The sequence below is a fragment of the Rhodococcus sp. EPR-134 genome (assembly GCF_001647205.1).
Lineage (GTDB): Bacteria > Actinomycetota > Actinomycetes > Mycobacteriales > Mycobacteriaceae > Rhodococcus_F > Rhodococcus_F qingshengii.
Genome location: NZ_LVCT01000077.1, coordinates 1 through 19,214, shown reverse-complemented (window position 1 = coordinate 19,214; position 19,214 = coordinate 1). Strand labels below are relative to the sequence as shown.

Sequence of the window (19,214 nt, the reverse complement as noted above, 5' to 3'; positions counted from 1 at the left end):
GGACCGCTGCCGGGAAGTGATTTCCCTTGCAGCGGTCCGCATTCGGTAGACCTAGGCGATTCTCATGTCAGCGGGTCACTGACCTGCGCGTACACCTTCTTCGACGCGCTTGCCCAAATCTGCGTCGACGTTCTTCCAGTACTCGAAGACACGCAACAGAACTTCCTCACTGACGCCGGCAAGGGCGTGGCCGACGATGTTGCTCACCAGGCGCTCACGAGCTGCGTCGTCGAGAACTTCACGGACCAGCGTTCCGGCCTGCGTGAAGTCGCCGTCCTCGGCGTGCTCGATGTATCCGGCGCGCACTGCCTTGCCGTCGAACGCCCACAGTCCTTCGTCACCGGCAACCGACGGATCGGCATGCGGTCCGCCGTACGAGTTCGGTGCGTACACCGGCGTCGACGGGGAATTGAAGCTGTAACGCATGGCGCCCTCCTTGGAGTAGGAGTTCACCTCGTTCTTCGGGGCATTGACCGGCAGGTCGGCGTAGTTGGTGCCGATGCGGTAACGATGTGCGTCGGCGTAGGAGAAGACGCGGCCGAGAAGCATCTTGTCCGGGCTGAATCCGATGCCGGGCACCACGTTCGACGGCTCGAACGAAGCCTGCTCGATCTGCGCGAAGAAGTTCTCCGGGTTGCGGTTCAGCGTCCACTTGCCGACCTCGATCAGTGGGTAGTCCTTCTGGGACCAGACCTTGGTGAGGTCGAACGGGTTGAAGCGGTAGCCTTCGGCCTCGTCGACCGGCATGATCTGAACCTTGAGTGTCCAGCTCGGGAAATTACCGGCCTCGATGGCGTTGTACAGATCCGCGCGGTGGTAGTCGGGATCGCTACCAGCGAGGCTGTCTGCTTCGGCCTGCGTCAGGAACTCGATGCCCTGATCGGTCTTGAAGTGGTACTTCACCCAGAAGCGTTCACCCGCAGCGTTGACCCACTGGTAGGTGTGCGATCCGAAGCCGTCCATGTTGCGCCAGGTCTTCGGGATACCGCGGTCACCCATCAGCCAGGTCACCTGGTGAGCGGTCTCGGGACGCAGAGTCCAGAAGTCCCACTGCATGTCGTGGTCACGAAGGCCGGAGCCGGGCAGTCGCTTCTGCGAACGAATGAAGTCGGGGAACTTGATGGCGTCCTTGATGAAGAACACCGGGGTGTTGTTGCCGACGAGGTCGTAGTTTCCCTCTTCGGTGTAGAACTTCATCGCAAAACCGCGCGGATCGCGCCAGGTGTCCGGGCTGCCCTGCTCACCGGCGACGGTGGAGAAGCGGACGAGGGACTCGGTCTTCTTACCCGGCTGCAGGAACGCGGCCTTGGTGTACTTGCTGACGTCGTGTGTGATGACGAGTTCACCGAAAGCGCCGCCGCCCTTGGCGTGGACGATGCGCTCCGGGACACGCTCGCGGTTGAACTGCGCGAGCTTCTCGATCAGGTAGTGGTCGTGAAGGAGCACCGGCCCCTGAATACCCGCGGTCAGCGATTCGTCATCACTTGCGACCGCGATACCGAAATTGTTGGTGGTGGGCTTGGTCATGGCGAAGCCTCCTAGCGTTGTGGGCTGGGCGTCAGAGGAGCGGGGCTGCATCCGAGTCGAACGCATGGGCTGCATGCGAGGTGGCTGACTCGGAGGTTCTGGACGCATCAATTCGATTCTGCGAGACCGCGTCCGACTCGGTGTCGGATTCGGCAGAATTCTTCAGGCAATCTTCGCAACGGCCCCAGAACACGACCTCGGCTTCGTCGATTTCGAAGCCGTGATTATCGGAAGGTTCGAGGCAGGGAGCTTGGCCGACAACACAATCGACGTCGACGACCTTGCCGCAGCCGCGACAGACGAGGTGATGGTGGTTGTCACCAGTCCTCGTCTCGAACCGTGCGGGCGAACCCGCCGGCTCGATGCGTCGCAGCAATCCTGCGTTCACGCATGCCTTCAGCACGTCGTAAACGGCCTGTGTGGATACCGATCCGAGCTGCTGCCGCACGAGTGCTGCAACAGAATCGGCGTCTGAATGCGGTTGGGCTGTAACCGCATCCAGCACGGCGAGGCGCGGAGCAGTGACCCTCAACCCGACGGCGCGCAGTTGCGCTCGGGGGTCGAAGTCATGCTCTCCGTCTCGCATGTTTCCCAGTATGCCGCTTTTCTGGAATTAGTCAAGGAAAGGATTGCCTAAGTTGAATCGAGACCGGTGTCACACCTAGCGGCATCACACCCAGTGCATCGCACCCGGTTACTCAGCCCAGGACGAACCAGATCGCCTTGACCGTCTCGTCCGTCTCGTTGCGCAACCGGTGGGGAACGTTCCCGACCAGGTGTATCGCTTCACCCGCCTTGAGGAGCCGACGCATTCCGTCGATGTCGATCGTCAGAGTCCCTTCCAGCACGTACCCGTAGTCGTCACCCGAGTGGGTCTGCGGTGCGTCGCCCGGTGCGGAATCGGCGCCGGGCTCGTACTCCGTGAGGAGGAACTGGACGTGATGGTTCGCGGGAGTGTTCGCCAACCGTTGCCAGCGGACACCCGATCGGAATGTGAGGCAGTCGGAGATCCGCGGTTCGTGAGTCTTCGTTTCGGATACGGATTCACGTTCCGGATCGACGCTGTTGCCGAGCAGCACGTCCAAGGACAGGTTGAGTTCGGTCGCGATCGCAAAAAGCGTGTTCACCGCGGCCTGACTCTGCCCCAGTTCGAACTGCGACAGGAAGGACGGCGATACGCCGAGCCGCCTCGCCAATTCACGAACCGGGATTCCCTGTCTCGTGCGTTCGGCACGAACCGTCTTGCCTACCGACGTCCCCAAACCGTTGTCCTCCGCCTTCTGCGTGCGCGCCGCCACCTTGGCCGGCGCCGACTTCTGCTGTGCCGACTTCTTCTGTGCCGTCGTCTTTTGGGGAGTCGTCTTGCGCGGTTGCGATTTCTTCGATGCAGCCGCTGTCGACTCAGCCGTCTTACGAGGTGGCTTTGCGCCGGTTGCCGTCATGTCCGAACTCGCTTCCGTAGGTCTCGGGGACCGCCTGTGCGGAGCCCAAGCCTAGCGCTCGACGCAGGAGAAACTTCTGAACCTTCCCACTCTCCGTCCGAGGAAGCGACGCAACGGTCTCGACTCTCTCCGGAGCTTTCTGAACGGCAAATCCTTCGGACAGCAGGAAGATCCGCAGATCTCGAACGCTTGGCGGATCACCGTCCGGAACCACGAAGGCGCACGCGCGCTCCCCCAGATCCTCGTCCGGATACCCGACCACCGCCACCTCTCCCACATTGGGATGAGCCTCGAGGGCCCACTCGATGTCGGCAGCGCTGAATTTCTCTCCGCCCCGGTTGATGATGTCCTTGATCCGTGACGTGATCCGGATCTGACCGGGTCCGTCCACGGCGGCTACGTCGCCGGTCCGGAAAAAGCCGTCCTCGGTGAACGATTCCTCGTTGATCGAGCTGTCGACGTAGCCGACGAACAGTTCCGGCCCCCGCACCAACAGCTCGTCGTCTTCGCCGAGCCGGAATTCGTTTCCGCCGATCACAGCTCCTTCGTCCTCTGCCTGCAGGTCGATGTCACCGAAAGGATCACCCATGACGAGGGTCGGAAGTTCCGTCGATCCGTAGGTGCGAACAACCGCCGTCCCCATCACACGATGGGCCCGACGCACCAACTCGGGCGGAATCCCGGCCCCACCACACACGAATCGGGTCAGCTGAGATCGTCGATATCCGCCCTTCTCGTAGGCGTCGGCGAGACCACGAAGAAACGGTGTCGCGCTCACGGTGAACGTGCATTGCTCGCGTTCGATCAACGCAACTGCCACTTCGGGAACCCAGCGTTGCATCAGAACGGTAGAGCAGGCTGCCGCTGCCGGCAGAACTACCGCATACGAAATTCCGGTGATGTGGGGTAACGGCGAAGGCATGAAGATTCGGTCCTGCGAATCCACGCCACAATGCGCGATCATGCTCGAACTCTCGGCCATCAGGGTCCGATGTGTGTGAAGCACGCCTTTCGGAGCCGAGGTGGTTCCCGACGTGTAGAGAACGAGGGCGACATCGTCGGGATCCGCGCGGTGGTCGGGCCGGTTCGACTCCATCCCGAAGTCCAGGAAGTCGTCGAACGTTGTGCGTCGCAACCCACCTTCGCCTCGAACCTCCACCAGAAGAACCTCTCGGCCCAGATCACGGAGCACCGTCCCGAGTTGCTCGACGTGACGATATCCGCGGTATTCCTGCGGGGCTACGATCACCGACGGCTCAGCTTGCTCGATGATGAAGGACAACTCGTGTGCGCGGTAAATCGGGACTACCGGAAGGAGAATGCCGCCGGCAAGCCACGTGCCCCAGGCCGCAACCACGGATTCCCACCAGTTCGGCAGTTGAACGAGTACCACTTCTCCAGGCTCGAATCCCGATTTATGCAATGCGCCTGCAAAGCTCGTTGCAGCGTCCACCAATTCCTGGTAAGTCCACCGCACACTCTCGTCGACAAGGGCCAGCGCTTCGGGATCGCGACGCAGGGCGTCGAGAAGCATCTCGGGCAGCACCCCGCCGCCGGTCATTGCCCGCGGGCGGGTAGCGCTCAGCACGACATCACCCGCCGAACGGCTGCAACGATGTCGTCAGGTCCGACTTCCCACTCACGTTCGAGCACCGGCGCATAGGGCGCAGGCGCGTACCGTGCTCCCACCCGCACTACCGGCGCGTCCAGTGAATAGAACCCGGAATCCACCGCCATAGCTGCGATCTCGGCTCCGACGCCGAAGTCCACGACAGCTTCCTGGGCAATGACCATCCGGTTCGTCCGACTGAATGATTCGAGAATCGTCTCCCGATCGAGCGGAGCAATCGTTCGTAGATCGATGACCTCGGCATCGATCCCTTCCTCTGCCAACGTCTGTGCCGCGACCAAGGCGTGCATCGCCATACGCGACCACGAGACGATGGTGACGTCCGAACCAGGTCTCGTCACCGCCGCCTTTCCGATCGGAACCCGAAAATCCTTGCTCGGCAACAAACTTTTCTTCTCGTACAGCAGTCGATGCTCGATGAACATCACCGGGTTGTCGTCCTCGATCGCTGCCCGCAACAACCCGTATGCATCAGCGCCCGAACTGGGCATGAGAACAGTCAGTCCCGGGATGTGCGCCAACAGTGCCTCGAGACTCTGCGAATGCTGCCCACCCGATGATCTGCCGGAACCGAACTGCGTCCGCACCACCAACGGCAGACTCACCGCGCCGCCCGTCATGAACCGGAGCTTTGCCGCCTGATTCATCAACTGATCCAGGCATACCCCGAGGAAGTCGAGGTACATCAGTTCCACGACGGGTCTACGGCCCGCCATCGCCGAGCCGACGGCAAGACCCATGATTGCCGATTCGGAGATCGGCGTATCGAGCACTCGACCCGGATACTTCGCGGCCAACCCCCTGGTGAGACCGAAAACGTTCCCGCCGGCGACATCGATGCCGGCAAGAAACACATCCGGATCGGCCGCCAGAGAGTCGTCGAGCGCCGCCTTGAGAATCTTGGACTGCGACACAGCCGCGCCGCCCGCACCGACACCCACGTCGAGGCGCCCCGGCAAATATGCGCGACGCGGCGAGTAGATGTACTCCATCACACTCGACGCCTCCGGTTGCGGCGACGACCGCGCGAAACTCTCCGCCTCGTCGACCACCGCCCTCACCCGCTTGTCCACCAGATCGAGGACTTCGTCCCCGACACCGAGCTCTCGGAGTCGGCCCCGCGTCAGCGTCAGTGGATCGGCCGCGAGAATGTCTCGCGCCATCTCGTCCTTGTCGCGGTACACCTGCGGATCGCCCTCGTAGTGCCCGTGCACCCGCAGAGTCATGACCTCCACGAACACCGGACCACCGCCGCCTCGCACCTGCTCGTACACCGGCCGAATACCGTCGGCGACCGCCTCGACGTCGTTGCCTGCCAGCGTGATCGATTCCATCCCGTATCCCGCTGCGCGCGCAGAGATCGGGACAGGATGCTGATCCACCGTCGAGGAAAACTCCGAGAATCCGTTGTTCTCGCACAGGAAGATGATCGGCAGCTTCCACAGAGCAGCCATGTTCATCGCCTCGTGGAACGCACCGGTCGCAATCGCCCCGTCACCGAAGAACGCCACCACCAGATCGCCCTCACCGCGATCCTTGGCAGCGAAAGCCGCACCGACGGCAATCGGCAACCCCGCGCCCACGATCCCGTTCGCACCGAAGATCCCCAAGCGGGGATCCGCCACGTGCATCGAGCCACCCCGGCCGTTGTTGGCTCCGGTGACCTTGCCCATCAACTCCGCCATCATCCGGTCGGGCTCGAGACCTTTTGCCAGAACATGGCCGTGCCCGCGGTGCGTCGAGGTGATGACGTCACTGACCCGCGCATGAGTGAGAGCCCCCACCGCGCACGCCTCTTGACCAATCGAAGTGTGAACGAACCCTGGAATGGTGTCGCCCTTGTAGAGCGCCGAGATGCGCTCCTCCATCATCCGGATCAACAACATCTTTTCGTAGGCACACAGAACTTCTTCGCCGTTCACGAGCCGGAACACCTCCAATAATGCTGCGCTCGTTACGAATACATGCGCAGTGGGTGAGCAGGACTATACCGACGGATTTTCCTTGTTGTCCAGTGACACTTGACAAAGGCTGTGAGGTGACTCACGATTACGGAGTACTTCGGATCCGCGACGATCCGCTCGGGGCAGTTGGCACGAGCGAACCGCGTCGATGCCGTAATACGCACGGCGACAAGACCGTCCGTTTTCTTTCGTACCTACTTCCGTTCAGCTTTCACTCGTTACATGAGGAGTCGCGCAATGCGCCGTGAAGATGTCGAATTCTCCAGCGACGGAGTCACCGTTCGCGGTTGGCTGTACCGACCTGACACCGACGACGACGTTCCGGCCGTCGTACTGGCAGGCGGTTGGTGCTACGTCCGCGAATTGGTCATGCCCTATTACGCCGAGGCCTTCGTGACGGCCGGTATGGCTGCGCTGGTCTTCGACTACCGCAACCTGGGCGTCTCGGACGGTGAGCCCCGCCAACATCTGGACCCGAAGCAACAGATTCGTGACTATCAGAACGCGCTCAGCTTTCTCGAGCGCACTCCCGGCATCGACAACGACCGTCTCGGCGCCTGGGGAATTTCCTACTCCGGCGGCCACGTGATGATTCTCGCCGCGACCGATCCCCGGGTGAAGGCCATCGTGTCTCAGATTCCGGTGATCGACGGGTACCGCAACATGCGTCGGATCCACGGGACCATGGGTTATCGAAAGCTGTGGGACGCAATTCTCGAAGATCGCCGACTCCGCTTCGACGATTTGGATCAGCGACTGCACATCGCGCATGCGAGCGAGAACCCCGAGGAAGAACTGTCGTCCTGGCCGTTCCCCGAGACGAAGACGACCTTCGCGGCACTTCAAGCCACCGAAGCTCCTCTCTACCAGAACAGTTCGACCATGGAATCCGTCGATCTCCTGCTCGACTACGACGTCAACTACTTCGTACCCCGGATTCTCGACACGCCGTCGATGATGATCGTCGCCGAAGGCGACGACCTCACGTTGTGGGACTTGGAGATCGAGAGTTTCAACAACATCCCGACTCCGAAGAAAGAACTTGTCGTCCTACCGCACACGTCGCACATGACGCTCTACAGCGATCAGTCCAAGCTCGCAGTAGCGGCCGAACACGCTTCCCGTTGGTTCACAACGCATCTGCTGGCGAAGTAGCGAAATCTCCCGTTTCCTCCACACCTCGAGACAACCTCTCGAGCCCCCTCTTGTGAGACCAAGGATGTGATCATGCCTTCGATCGAATCGAAGATCGTGGACGTCGCGCGAAACGCGACGTTCTCTCATCCACTGACCCGACGTTCCTTCTTCGCCGCAATGGGCGCAGCAGGCATCACCCTCGGCGCAGTGGCCTGCGGAGCAGGCGGCAGTTCCACCAGTACCGCCGCCGGCGGTGGCGCTGGCGCGGGCAAAGTCCAGGAAAAGACCCTCTGCCAGGTCACAACTCTCTCCAACGACTACTTCGTCGCGTTCTCGGACGGCGGCAAGCAGGCGATGGACGCGCTGGGCGTGAGCATGTCCTCGGTGGAGGACCAGGGCAACGTCAACACTGCGCTGGGACAGGTAGGCAACGTCCGCGCTTCGGGCGGCAAGTCGATCTTCGGTACTCCCGCCACCGAAGCTCAAGCGGCAGCTGTCACGAAAGCCTGCCAGGCAGCCGGGATTCTGTATGCCAGCTCGTACACGGCGCCCGCCTGGTACACACCGGCCGACGCGGACAAGTGGGTCCGCTTCATCACACCGCCGTCCACCAAGATCGCCGTCGCAACCGCCAAGGCTTTGTTCGACAAGGTCGGCGGCAACGGAACCATCATTCATGTTCCGGGGCAGAAGGGTTCGTCTTCCGACGATCAACGGACAGCTGGACTGAACGCCGCGGCCAAGGACTACCCGGGAATCAAGATCGTCACCGCGTCGCCGGGCAACTGGACTTCGGAAGACGCGAGAAAGGCGTTCACGAACATCTTGCCTTCGGTGCCGGACTTCGTCGGGGTGTTCGCGCAGAACGACAGTCAAGCTGCAGGAGTCATTGCGGCACTGGACGCCGCGAAGATCACCGGCAAGATCGTGGTCGGATTCGACGGTAACAAGCAGAACGTCGAATACATCGCGCAGGGAAAGCAATACCTGACCAGCGCGACGGTCGGCGGACTCACGGCAGGAATTCTCGGTGTCACCATCTTCGATCAACTCAACGGCGTCGACCTGTCTCTGCCGGAGCGATTCCTTTCACAGGGAGCACTCCTGGTGACTCCGGAGATCGCCGACGACGTACTGAAAACCGTGTACGCACCCACACTTCCGTTCGACTGGGCAAAAATGAGCAAGGCCCTGCATCCTGACGATTGGGACCCGCAGACCGTACTCAACCCGATCGATCCGCGGGAGTACTACGCCGGCGTATCGCAGGACCAATACACGCTGAACAGCGCTTGGAACTCTGCAGATATCACCGGAGTACGCACCGAGTACGCAGCCGCGTTCCGCTCGGGCCCGTTGCTGCAGTACAAAGACCAACTCGTGGCCTGAGAATGAGTGATACGAAGGTGAGCGACTCAGCAACCATCAGCTTGCGTGGGGTCTGCAAGAGTTACGGACCCGTTCACGCCCTCCAGGACGTCTCACTCGACGTCAGCCGAGGTGACGTTCTCGGCTTGATCGGTGAGAACGGCGCCGGAAAGTCAACGCTGATCGGCGTTTTGACGGGAACGGTGCGTCCCGACGCCGGAAGCCTCGATGTCAACGGGACACACGTGGAACTCGGCGACTCGCGTACTCTCCGCGAACTCGGAATCTCCGTGGTGGTCCAGGAGCAGTCATTGGTCGATGCACTGCGGGTGTACGAGAACATCTATCTCGGACGTGAGGGCGAGATAGGTGGTTGGGGACCCGGCCGGCGTCGGAGAATGCGCGACGCCGCCCAGTCGCTACTCGACACACTCGGCATCGAGGGGCTGCGCGCCGACGCCGTTGTCGCCGAATTGACCTACCCGCAAAGGCAACTGGTCGAGATCGCACGTGCCTTCTCGCGGATCACCGACGCCACCGAAGCGCCGGTGATCCTGCTCGACGAGCCGACAAGCGCGTTGACCGAGACCGAGGTGGAAATCCTCTTCGCGTTGATCGAGGGGTGGCGCGATCGGGTGTCGTTCATCTTCGTCTCTCACATCCTGCAAGACGTCCTGCGGATCAGCACACGGCTACTCGTACTTCGCGACGGGCGGTCCATCGAAACGCTCTCCGCTGACGGCGTCACGGCGGAGCAACTGCACGAGTTGATGGTGGGTAGCGAACGCAGCGCGGACTACTACCGCGAAGGCGAACAGACCGGAGTGCTGTCGACGAAGCCGTTGATCGAACTCCGAGATGCAAGCAGCGCAGGCGAGTTCGAGTCCGTCGATCTTGTCGTCCGACCGGGCGAGGTAGTGGGACTGGCCGGAGTCATCGGTTCGGGGAAAGCGTCGGTGGCTGCAGCAGTCGCGGGTGCGGAGTCGTTGTCGGCGGGTTCGATTCACGTCGACGGTACTGCGCACGAGCACTGGTCGGTTCCCGCTGCCGTGGCAGCCGGAGTCTTGTACGTCCCGCCGGAGCGTGCCCAGGACTCCCTGTTCCGCAGCGCGTCGATCAGAAACAACATCTCGATCGGCTTCCTCGATCTCCTCCGCCACCCGTGGACGCGGCTACTGCGTTTACGGACCGAAAGGGAATGGACGACGCAGTTAGCCCGCGCGCTGCAGGTCAAGGCCCCGTCGTTGTCGACGCCCATCGGGGAACTCAGTGGCGGAAACCAACAGAAGGCGATCTTCGCTCGGTGGCAAGGTCGCGAATGCAAAGTGCTGGTCCTCAGCGATCCGACGCGTGGAATCGACGTCGGAACGCGAGAGGAGATCTACGGTTTGGTCCGGTCGATGGCTGCATCGGGGGTCGGCGTGCTGCTGTGCGCCGAATCCCTCGAAGAAGTGATCGGAATGTCCGACCGAATCGTGGTCATGAAGGACGGAGTCATCAGCGCAGAGCTGGCGGCCCCTGCAGAGCACAAGCCCGCCGAAGTCGACGTGATCAAGCACATGATGTGAGGAATGCAGTGACCCAGACACTCTCGAAGCAATCGCCGGCCAGCGATGCCGCAGCGCCGTCAGGCGCGCGCGGTCTGCTGAGTCGACTCGATCAGCACCGCAACATAGTTGTACCGACGGTTGCAGTGCTGGTCCTGATCATCTATTTCCAGTGGCGCACGGAAAGTTTCTTCACTGCGACGTCCGCGCAGAACATTCTCAACCAGATGGCTTTCCTGACCGTGCTCGCGCTCGCCGGCACGTTTGTCATTCTGATCGGTGGTATCGATCTTTCGGTGGCGGCGACGGCCACTCTCGCCGGAATTCTGATCGCCACGTGGATCGACAAGTTCGGCGGCCCGTTGGCGATAGTCATGGTGATCGCCGCCGGGGCGGTGGTCGGACTGGTCAACGGATTGATCACGACAATGCTCAAGGTTCCGTCGTTCCTGGTGACGCTGGGAATGATGTCCGTACTCGACGGCATTTCCAACACCGTCTCCAAAGGCGGTCCTGTTTCCTATAATTCGAATCTTCTCCAGAGCCTGGTGAACGAGTCGATGATCCCCAACGTCCCCAACGGGGCACTGATCGCAATCCTGCTGACCATCGGCGCGACAGTCCTGGCATTCGGTACGTCGTTCGGTCGCCACATGTATGCGGTGGGCGGCAACGAACGCGCCGCGGCACTCGTCGGTGTTCGCGTACGACGCACCAAACTTGCGGTCTTCGCGGTTGCCGGAGCCGTCGCCGCGATTGCCGGAATCATCTTCACCGGCCAGGCCAGCACCGGCGTCCCGATGGGTGCAGGCCCGAGCCTGCTCAATTCCATCGCAGCCGTGGTGGTGGGCGGCACCGCACTGTCCGGTGGCGTCGGCGGCCCACATCGAACGATCCTCGGTGCACTCGTGATCGTGTTGCTGAGCGCCGGAATGGACCTGACCTCGGTCGACCCCTACACACAACTCGTCATCAAGGGCATCGTGGTGATTGCCGCAGTTGCACTGACCATCGACCGACGCCGATACGGAGTGATCAAGTGACCACCAGAGCACGCACCACCGGAAGAGTTTCGGGCAAGGTCGCGTTCGTCACCGGCGCAGCACGCGGCCAGGGCCGGGCACATGCGATCCGCTTGGCCGAGGAAGGCGCAGACATCATCGCGCTCGACATCTGCGCCGATGTCGAAGGCGTTCCGTACTCGCTGGCAAGCGAAGCCGACCTCGCCGAGACCGTCCGGTCGGTCGAGGCGGTCGGCGGACGAATTCTGGCCGAGGTGGCCGATGTTCGCGACTTCACCGCGATCAAAGGTGTCCTCGGCCGCGGAGTCGACCAGTTCGGTCACGTCGACATCGTCTGTGCCAACGTCGGTATCAACATCCCATCACCTACACACGAACTCACCGAAAGCCAGTGGGGCACTGTCGTCGACATCGATCTCAGCGGCACGTGGCGAACCGCCAAGGCAGCAATCCCCTACCTGATCGAACAGGGCGTCGGGGGCGCGATCATCCTGACCAGCTCGGCGGCCGGGCTCAAGGGATACGGCAACATCGCGCACTACACAGCCGCGAAACACGGCGTCAACGGGTTGATGAAAACTCTCGCGCAGGAACTGGCTCCCCACCGAATCCGAGTGAACACCGTCAACCCCACCCAGGTCGACACTCCGATGATCATGAACGACGCCATGTACGAGTTGTTCTGTCCGGACATCGACGAGCCGACCCGGGAGGATTTCGCCCCGTTGTCGCAAGCGATGAATGCGCTGCCCATCCCGTGGGTCGAATCCGTCGACGTCAGCAATGCCGTGCTTTTCCTCGCGTCCGACGAAGCCAGGTACATCACCGGCGTCGCACTGCCCGTCGACGCAGGCGTACTCGTCAAATAGCTCTCCGATCACCCACGTACACAACAATTTCAGCAACAGGAGGATCCCCATGACCGGACGATTCGAAGGCAAGGTCGCATTCATCACGGGTGCTGCTCGCGGGCAAGGGCGTAATCACGCATTGCGGCTGGCGCAGGAGGGCGCGAACATCATCGCTCTCGACTCCGTCAAGGACAACGACACCGTGCCGTACCCCTTGGCCACGGAGGACGACCTTCAGGAAACAATCCGTCTCGTCGAAGAAGCAGGCGGCAAGATCATCTTCTCGCACGCCGACGTGCGCAACTTCGACTCGGTCAAGCTGGCCCTCGAAGCCGGGCTCGATCGCTTCGGCCACGTCGACATCGTCATCGCAAACGCGGGCATCCTCTCCTTCGGGAACGCGCACGAATTGGACGAGGAGAAGTGGGGCGAAATGATCGACGTCAACCTCAGCGGCGTGTGGCGCACCGTCAAGGCCGCGATCCCCCACATGATCGAACAGGGCACCGGCGGCGCGATCGTCCTCACCGCCTCCGTTGCCGGGCTGCGCGCGTACACGGGTGTCGGACACTATGTTTCGGCCAAGCACGGCGTCGTGGGATTGATGAAGACCCTCGCCCAGGAACTCGCTCCGCATCGCATTCGCGTCAATACCGTGAACCCGACGCAGGTCGACACCGAGATGGTGCAGAACCAGGCGATGTACAACCAATTCGTTCCCGGCACCGACAATCCGGGTCGCGACGACTTCGCCAAGGCCTCCGGCGACATGATCCTCTACCCGATCCCGTGGGTAGAAAACGACGACGTCACCAACGCCGTCAAATTCCTCGCCTCCGACGAAGCGCGTTACATCACCGGCGTCGCGTTGCCCGTGGACGGCGGCGTGCTGGTCATGTGAGTGACCGACCAGTTCAGGAGACTCTCGTGAACCGAGTGACGAAGATGCCACCTCAGCTCTGTGGAGGGACGAGCGTCGCAACCACCCACGAATGCCAGGTTCGACGTGCCAAACGCTCGCGAAACCGTGGATCGTATGCGGACGACCTCATCGACTTCGCAATCCTGTGGCGCCCGTGGAACGGCGCCGCTGCCGAGGACATCTTCGTCACCTTCGGCCTGTCGCCGCGGACGTATTACAATCGACTGCGATCAGCTCTGAGTGGGCCGGCCGGATCGGACCTGTGCACGGCACTGAAAATGGAACTCGCCCAGCTCGGCGCTGCCTGAACTCGTCGGCCATGCTTGAATCACTACACACCGCGTCGGAAATACTTCACGATCCCCGGGAACAAATCCGGGGAGACCGCCGTTGAACACCCTGTCGGCGTCCGAACAAGCCCCGGGCCCCACCCCTTTTGTCGCTGCGAGCGACCACCCGCCGAGAGGCGCCTGTGGGACGTCGACACCTGACTTTCACACCACACGACCAAGGCCGCCCGGTCACTGACGGGCGGCCTTGGTCGCTTTTTCGCAGGTCAAACCCCCGTTACCGACGCCTGGCCGCTCCCGTAGTCATTTTTCCGCCCAGAATCACGACGCCGTGATGGGTGCCCGCAGCCAACCAGTCCGGCAGGGTCTGCCCCTCTGCCTCGACGCTCACGCGCGCGTATCGGAACGATCCCGTCAGCCTTGCCGACGCGATCGCCAGACCTCCACCGGACTCCGGCTGCGCAAATCCCAACGCCCCGGCAATCGGCAGACGCGGCCCGAGCATCCGCGTATCCGAACGCACCCGCCATCCGTCGCCGGTTGCAGTGAATTTCTGCTGCACGTCTCCGTCGAACTCGGCCAGAACCTTGGGTAGTTGCCAGTGGACTCGCCCACCGTGCACCGACGGTTCCGAATCCACCGCGATGAAAGGGACCGCCATCCGCGGCATAGGCCCGATCCGTTTCCCTGGCGCATGCAAGACCGGACTGGCGAGGATCTCGCGATACGGGCCGACCGGCGAATCGAGGTAGTCCACCATCATGGCCACCGTCATCGGAATCGTTCGACCATCCGGGCCGAGCTCCCGCGCCGCCGACGTACTGCGGTGCCACCACAGTGTCGCGCGAACGCGAGCCGGCCACGGCGGCGGATCACTCACCGGCCAGTCGACGCGGTCACTTGTCGATTCAGGCACGCTCCACATCGGACACCTTCTCAGCTCGAATGGTCAGGGGAAGCCGCAAAGCGCCTGGTGCATGCGTCGGCACCACCGGATCGGACGGCAAAGTCGGATCGATACGTACGTATGGCTCGCCGGTCTTCGGCCGGGCGTCCGCGCCACCCTTGTTCGGCCACATCGCGCACGCTCGTTCCGCCTGCGCAGTGATGGTCAGGGAAGGATTCACTCCGAGATTTGCGCTCACCACCGAACCGTCCATGACGTGCAGTCCCTCATGACCGTATGCACGCAGATACGGATCGACGACGCCACTCGACGCGCTGTCACCGATCGCGCAGCCACCCAGAAAGTGTGCCGTCATCGGGATGTTCACGATCTCGGCGATGGAACCACCCGGGTCGCCGTCGATCTTCTCGGCGACCTTGCGAATGGCTTTATGACCCTGCGGAATCCACTGAGGAGGTGGATCGCCCGGTCCCGGTCTACTGGTGAGGGAGCGCCCGAATCGTTTGGTGTTCTTGGAAAGTTCGAGGGAGTTGTCGTCGGTCTGCATCACCAGCGCGATGACGGTTCGCTCGGACCAGTTCCGTACCGACAACGACCGCAAGAACGCTCCTGGGTGTCGGGCCGCGACCGCCAGAGTCTTCAGCACCCGGGGAGTTCGCCCACCGCCGTCACTCAGGACGGTCTGCAGAAGTCCTATTGCATTGCTGCCCTTGCCGTATCGCACCGGCTCGATGTGCGTGTGATCATCCGGGTGAAAGGACGACGTGATGGCTACGCCCTGCGTGAAGTTCCGTCGACGCGACTTCGACGTTGCGGCCAGTACGGCTTCGGAATTGGTACGTACGACGGTGCCGAGAGTATCCGACAGGCCCGGCAGGGCACCGGATTCCTTCATACCGAGCAGCAGCCTCGCCGTTCCGTACGTTCCGGCGGCAACCACCACCTGATCGGCGGTGAACCGAACTTCTCGCCGGCGGACGCCGTCCGTTCGCCTCGCGAGCAGGCTGTAACCACCGCTTGCCGCCGGCCGAAGGTCGGTGACGGTCGTGAGCGGATGAACCCTGGCGCCCGCTTGCTCGGCGAGATGGAGGTAGTTCTTGACCAGCGTGTTCTTCGCACCGACTCGGCAACCGGTCATACATCCCCCGCATTCCGTGCAACCTGTGCGTTCGGGTCCTTTTCCGCCGAAGAACGGGTCCGGCACGGAAACTCCTGCCTCCCCGAAGAAAACCCCGACGGGGGTGGACGTGAAGGTCTCCCCCACGCCCATCTCTTCGGCTACGTCCTTCATCACCGCATCGGCAGGAGTGAAGGACGGATTGGTGCGAACACCCAACATCCGTTTGGCCTGGTCGTAGTACGGCGCCAGTTCGTCGTGCCAGTCAGTGATGTGCGCCCACTGACGGTCTTCGAAGAACCGATTGGGTGGCTGATACAACGTGTTGGCGTAGTTCAACGACCCACCTCCGACGCCGGCCCCCGCCATCACGAGCACATCCGGAAGAAGATGGATGCGCTGAACCCCATAACATCCGATCCACGGCGCCCACAGGTACTTTCGAAGTCTCCAACTGGTTTCAGGCAACTCGTCGTCGGCAAACCGTCGACCGGCTTCGAGCACCCCGACGCGGTAGCCCTTCTCCGTCAGGCGAAGAGCGGCGACACTGCCACCGAATCCCGAACCGATAACCACCACGTCGTAGTGCGTCGCGGTCATGCCTCGACGCTTTCGATCTTGCGAGCGGAGTAGTTCTCCCGATCGAAATGCTCCAGCAGCGAACGGAATTTGAAAGTGAACGTCGGCCACTGCACCGAGTTGCGCCCCTCCGGATCGATGTACCAACTCGAGCATCCGCCCTTGTTCCACACCGTGTGCTGCAACTCGTGCTGAATTCCCTTGTTGTAGTGCACCTGCACCGTCTCGTTCACGTCGAGGGCATCGATCCGCTCTCGCTTCATGGTGTTCAAGGCGTCGTTGACGTACTCGGCCTGGGACTCGAGCATGTACACGATCGAACTGTGTCCGAGGTTGGTGTTCGGACCGTACATGAGGAACAGATTCGGGAACCCGCTGACCGCAGTACCCTTGTACGCGTTGGGACTACCGTTCCAATGTGCGGCCAGCGTCTCGCCACGTTTTCCGGTGATCAGATGCGCAACAGGCGGTTCCGTCGGCGTGAACCCCGTGGCGAAGATGATGGTGTCGACCTTGTGCTCGACTCCGCGTCCGTCGACCACTCCGTTTTCGGTGACCGAGACGAGCCCACTGTCGACCAGACTCACGTCCGCGCGGTCAAGGGTGCGCAACCAGTCGTTGGACAGAAGCATGCGCTTGCAACCGATCGTGAAATCGGGAGTCAGTTTCCGGCGCAACTCCGGATCTTTCACCTGTCTGCGCAGATGAAGGCGCGCGGCCGCCTCGAAGGCAGGCAGCACCCACGTCGCGTGCGACATCGCGGCACCGAGTAGCTCGCGGAAGCCGTAAACCCACCCTCGAATCACCTTCTGTGTAACGGGAATCCGCGAGTACACGGCCTTCTGTGCAGCAGGCAGGGTGCGATCCATCCGAGGGATCACCCAGGCCGGAGTTCGCTGGAACACGGTGACATGGGCAGCAGGGTCGGCAATTTCGGGAACGAACTGAACCGCCGACGCTCCCGTTCCGATCACGGCTACGCGCTCACCACGCAGTTCGTGTTCGTGGTTCCACGTCGCCGAATGGAAAGTGGTCCCGGAGAATTGGTCGAGACCGGGAAAATCCGGGATCTTGGGCGTCGACAACGCTCCGGTCGCGGCGACCAGAGCTTTGGCCGTCAACGACCCTCGAGATGTCCGAATACGCCACAGCGCCGCATCCTCATCCCACACAGCAGCTTCGAGTTCGCAGTTCAGGACTACGCGTTCCACGATGCCGGTGTCTGCGGCTACCTTCTTCAGATAGTTGTATATCTCGGGTTGACGAGCAAAGGTATGACTCCAATCGGCGCTCGGCGCAAAAGAATACGAGTACAACGCCGTCGGCACGTCACAGGCACAGCCTGGATAGGTGTTGTCGCGCCAAGTGCCGCCGATGTCAGCTCCACGCTCGATCAACACGACGTCTGCAGCGCGATTGTCGCGAAGCATTCTGGCCGCCAAGCCCATACCGGCAAATCCGGCACCGACGATCAGCGTTTCGACATGTTCGGGAAGCTTCACTTCTTCTCCACTCGGGATTGCCAGGCCGGCAACAGTCGCGCTCTGAGCGCGTCGTCGGCTTCGGATGTACGAAACAGGGCTGAGACGGCAAGCCCACGAACGAGTTCGATGGTGAGTTCGACCGACTCGGAATCGAACCGATCACCGAACAACTCGGCGCTGCCGAACTCGAGCGCCTCACTCACCTTGCGTTCGAGGGGCACCGTCGCCGCATGCAGAACGGGATCGGTCCGCGCCGCGACCCACAATTCGAGGGCGGCATAGAACAGCGGCCCGGAGAACGCGTCCGACAGGACCTCGAGGCCTCGACCACGATCCACTTCAGCGGTGAGGATTTCTTCCAGCCGCTTGTCGACCAGATACTCGACGGCCGCGACGACCAGCGATTCCTTGGTCGGAAAATGATGCAGTTGCGTACCCCGCGAGACGCCTGCGCGGCGGGCGATCTCTTGCGTGCTGGTCCGCGCGTAGCCCAGCTCGACCAACGATTCGACGGCGGCGTCGAGGAGGCGCCCACGCATCGCCGCTGTACGTTCGGCCTGGGTACGGCTTACTTTCGCATCGGAAGTGGTCTCGGTCACAAGACAACTGTAGAGCGGAAACGTAAAACAGTCCAGGCTGACTTCAAATCTTGACACGTAACATACCGGTCAGTCAGCTCTGCCTGATAACGTCCTCGCATCGAGCGGAGGGAAACAATCGCTATGCCAGAGCAAACAGCATTTCCACACCGCCGTGTCGGGTTGGTGGAAGACCACGAGTCGGTAGCAATCGGCGTGTCCGTGATGCTCGAGGACGAGCCGGACCTCGAATTGGTGTGCATCGCGACCACTGTGTCCGAGATGCTCGCTCAGAACGTCGCCTTGGATCTGGCAATCCTCGACCTCCGGCTGGCCGACGGTTCATCGCCCAAGAGCAATGTCGAGCAACTGCGGGCCGCCGGGCTCGAGACATTGATCTTCACCGGGGCGGAAAACCCGTACCTCGTTCGCTCGGCCGCCCGTGCCGGCGTACTGGGTGTTGTACGCAAGTCCGAACCGACTGCCGTCGTGGTTGATGCGATACGCGCCGCCGCGTCGGGAAGGCAGGTGGTGACGACAGAGTGGGCTGCCGCAATCGACGGGGATCCAGGTCTCGACGAAGTGGGTCTGAGCCCTCGACAACTCGAGGTCCTCGAACTTTACGCATCCGGAGAGAAGGCGGATCGAGTTGCGCGACTCACCGGTTTGGCGCCGCAGACGGTTAACGACTACCTCCAGCGCATCAGGCAGAAATATGCGGCTGTCGGACGACCCGCACCGACAAAAACGGATTTGTACAAACGCGCGGTCGAAGACGGGGTGTTACCAATTCCTGAACGGCCTACTTCCGGAAAAAAGCTGACTTTGACTAACAATGAGGTTCGGCAA

Annotated in this window: 17 protein-coding genes; 8 read left to right on the top strand and 9 right to left on the bottom strand. The window is 61.9% G+C overall.

The annotated features are described in order from the left end of the window. Positions 1-75: 75 nt before the first annotated feature. The 5 genes from A2J01_RS03815 to A2J01_RS03795 form a co-directional block, all read right to left on the bottom strand. The gene (locus A2J01_RS03815; protein WP_003943483.1) at positions 76-1,527 is read right to left on the bottom strand and encodes a catalase; all 1,452 of its coding nucleotides are present in this window, start codon (positions 1,525-1,527) and stop codon (positions 76-78) included. Between the two features lie 31 nt (positions 1,528-1,558). After that, positions 1,559-2,113, bottom strand: a complete 555-nt coding sequence (locus A2J01_RS03810) for a Fur family transcriptional regulator (protein ID WP_003943517.1) — start codon at positions 2,111-2,113, stop codon at positions 1,559-1,561. 112 nt (positions 2,114-2,225) lie between these two features. Then, a complete protein-coding gene (locus A2J01_RS03805) occupies positions 2,226-2,969 on the bottom strand; it encodes a helix-turn-helix domain-containing protein (RefSeq protein WP_064112008.1) in 744 nt (247 codons plus the stop codon). After that, a complete protein-coding gene (locus A2J01_RS03800; protein WP_156519149.1) occupies positions 2,938-4,557 on the bottom strand; it encodes an AMP-binding protein in 1,620 nt (539 codons plus the stop codon). The genes A2J01_RS03805 and A2J01_RS03800 overlap by 32 nt, the downstream gene beginning before the upstream one ends. Beyond that, positions 4,551-6,521: an alpha-ketoacid dehydrogenase subunit alpha/beta gene (locus A2J01_RS03795; RefSeq protein WP_197494146.1), complete on the bottom strand. Its 1,971-nt coding sequence runs from the start codon at positions 6,519-6,521 to the stop codon at positions 4,551-4,553. Before A2J01_RS03795 ends, A2J01_RS03800 begins: the two co-directional genes overlap by 7 nt. Positions 6,522-6,800: 279 nt before the next feature. Here A2J01_RS03795 and A2J01_RS03790 point away from each other — a divergent pair, with 279 nt between their 5' ends. The 7 genes from A2J01_RS03790 to A2J01_RS34930 all read left to right on the top strand — a co-directional run bounded on the left by A2J01_RS03790 (position 6,801) and on the right by A2J01_RS34930 (position 13,718). Beyond that, positions 6,801-7,718 carry an alpha/beta hydrolase gene (locus A2J01_RS03790; RefSeq protein ID WP_064112001.1) on the top strand — a complete coding sequence of 306 codons (918 nt, stop codon included), beginning with the start codon at positions 6,801-6,803 and terminating at the stop codon, positions 7,716-7,718. Positions 7,719-7,790: 72 nt separating this feature from the next. After that, entirely contained in the window at positions 7,791-9,089 is a 1,299-nt protein-coding gene (locus tag A2J01_RS03785) for a sugar ABC transporter substrate-binding protein (RefSeq protein ID WP_143542547.1), read from the top strand. 17 nt (positions 9,090-9,106) lie between these two features. Next, positions 9,107-10,636, top strand: a complete 1,530-nt coding sequence (locus A2J01_RS03780; RefSeq protein WP_197494145.1) for a sugar ABC transporter ATP-binding protein — start codon at positions 9,107-9,109, stop codon at positions 10,634-10,636. Positions 10,637-10,644: 8 nt separating this feature from the next. Next, a complete protein-coding gene (locus A2J01_RS03775; protein ID WP_197494144.1) occupies positions 10,645-11,658 on the top strand; it encodes an ABC transporter permease in 1,014 nt (337 codons plus the stop codon). After that, positions 11,655-12,506, top strand: coding sequence for a mycofactocin-coupled SDR family oxidoreductase (locus tag A2J01_RS03770; RefSeq protein ID WP_064111995.1), 852 nt, complete (start codon positions 11,655-11,657; stop codon positions 12,504-12,506). The genes A2J01_RS03775 and A2J01_RS03770 overlap by 4 nt, the downstream gene beginning before the upstream one ends. A gap of 49 nt (positions 12,507-12,555) precedes the next feature. Next, on the top strand, positions 12,556-13,389 hold the full coding sequence (locus tag A2J01_RS03765; RefSeq protein WP_054187020.1) for a mycofactocin-coupled SDR family oxidoreductase: 834 nt from the start codon (positions 12,556-12,558) through the stop codon (positions 13,387-13,389). Between the two features lie 26 nt (positions 13,390-13,415). Beyond that, the gene (locus tag A2J01_RS34930; RefSeq protein WP_054187019.1) at positions 13,416-13,718 is read left to right on the top strand and encodes a hypothetical protein; all 303 of its coding nucleotides are present in this window, start codon (positions 13,416-13,418) and stop codon (positions 13,716-13,718) included. Positions 13,719-13,977: 259 nt separating this feature from the next. Here A2J01_RS34930 and A2J01_RS03755 read toward each other — a convergent pair whose 3' ends face one another. Genes A2J01_RS03755 through A2J01_RS03740 form a run of 4 tightly spaced genes read right to left on the bottom strand, consistent with a single transcriptional unit; the run spans position 13,978 to position 18,326 of the window. Next, entirely contained in the window at positions 13,978-14,625 is a 648-nt protein-coding gene (locus tag A2J01_RS03755; RefSeq protein WP_007732330.1) for a hypothetical protein, read from the bottom strand. Continuing rightward, positions 14,609-16,324 (bottom strand): GMC oxidoreductase, encoded by a 1,716-nt coding sequence (locus A2J01_RS03750; RefSeq protein ID WP_054187018.1) that lies wholly within the window; start codon positions 16,322-16,324, stop codon positions 14,609-14,611. Before A2J01_RS03750 ends, A2J01_RS03755 begins: the two co-directional genes overlap by 17 nt. Beyond that, positions 16,321-17,805: a flavin-containing monooxygenase gene (locus tag A2J01_RS03745; protein ID WP_007732326.1), complete on the bottom strand. Its 1,485-nt coding sequence runs from the start codon at positions 17,803-17,805 to the stop codon at positions 16,321-16,323. The genes A2J01_RS03750 and A2J01_RS03745 overlap by 4 nt, the downstream gene beginning before the upstream one ends. Next, entirely contained in the window at positions 17,802-18,326 is a 525-nt protein-coding gene (locus tag A2J01_RS03740) for a TetR/AcrR family transcriptional regulator (protein ID WP_202427151.1), read from the bottom strand. Before A2J01_RS03740 ends, A2J01_RS03745 begins: the two co-directional genes overlap by 4 nt. A gap of 183 nt (positions 18,327-18,509) precedes the next feature. Here A2J01_RS03740 and A2J01_RS03735 point away from each other — a divergent pair. After that, the coding region (locus A2J01_RS03735) for a response regulator transcription factor (protein WP_064111993.1) at positions 18,510-19,214 on the top strand (705 nt) is incomplete at its 3' end.

What these genes read in the sequence shown, in the direction of transcription:
- A2J01_RS03785 (WP_143542547.1), top strand. Translation starts at nt 7,791, where the DNA reads ATGCCTTCGATCGAATCGAAGATCGTGGACGTCGCGCGAAACGCGACG.
- A2J01_RS03810 (WP_003943517.1), bottom strand. Translation starts at nt 2,113, where the DNA reads ATGCGAGACGGAGAGCATGACTTCGACCCCCGAGCGCAACTGCGCGCC.
- A2J01_RS03815 (WP_003943483.1), bottom strand. Translation starts at nt 1,527, where the DNA reads ATGACCAAGCCCACCACCAACAATTTCGGTATCGCGGTCGCAAGTGAT.
- A2J01_RS03755 (WP_007732330.1), bottom strand. Translation starts at nt 14,625, where the DNA reads ATGTGGAGCGTGCCTGAATCGACAAGTGACCGCGTCGACTGGCCGGTG.
- A2J01_RS03805 (WP_064112008.1), bottom strand. Translation starts at nt 2,969, where the DNA reads ATGACGGCAACCGGCGCAAAGCCACCTCGTAAGACGGCTGAGTCGACA.
- A2J01_RS03750 (WP_054187018.1), bottom strand. Translation starts at nt 16,324, where the DNA reads ATGACCGCGACGCACTACGACGTGGTGGTTATCGGTTCGGGATTCGGT.
- A2J01_RS03765 (WP_054187020.1), top strand. Translation starts at nt 12,556, where the DNA reads ATGACCGGACGATTCGAAGGCAAGGTCGCATTCATCACGGGTGCTGCT.
- A2J01_RS03790 (WP_064112001.1), top strand. Translation starts at nt 6,801, where the DNA reads ATGCGCCGTGAAGATGTCGAATTCTCCAGCGACGGAGTCACCGTTCGC.
- A2J01_RS03740 (WP_202427151.1), bottom strand. Translation starts at nt 18,326, where the DNA reads ATGCGTGGGCGCCTCCTCGACGCCGCCGTCGAATCGTTGGTCGAGCTG.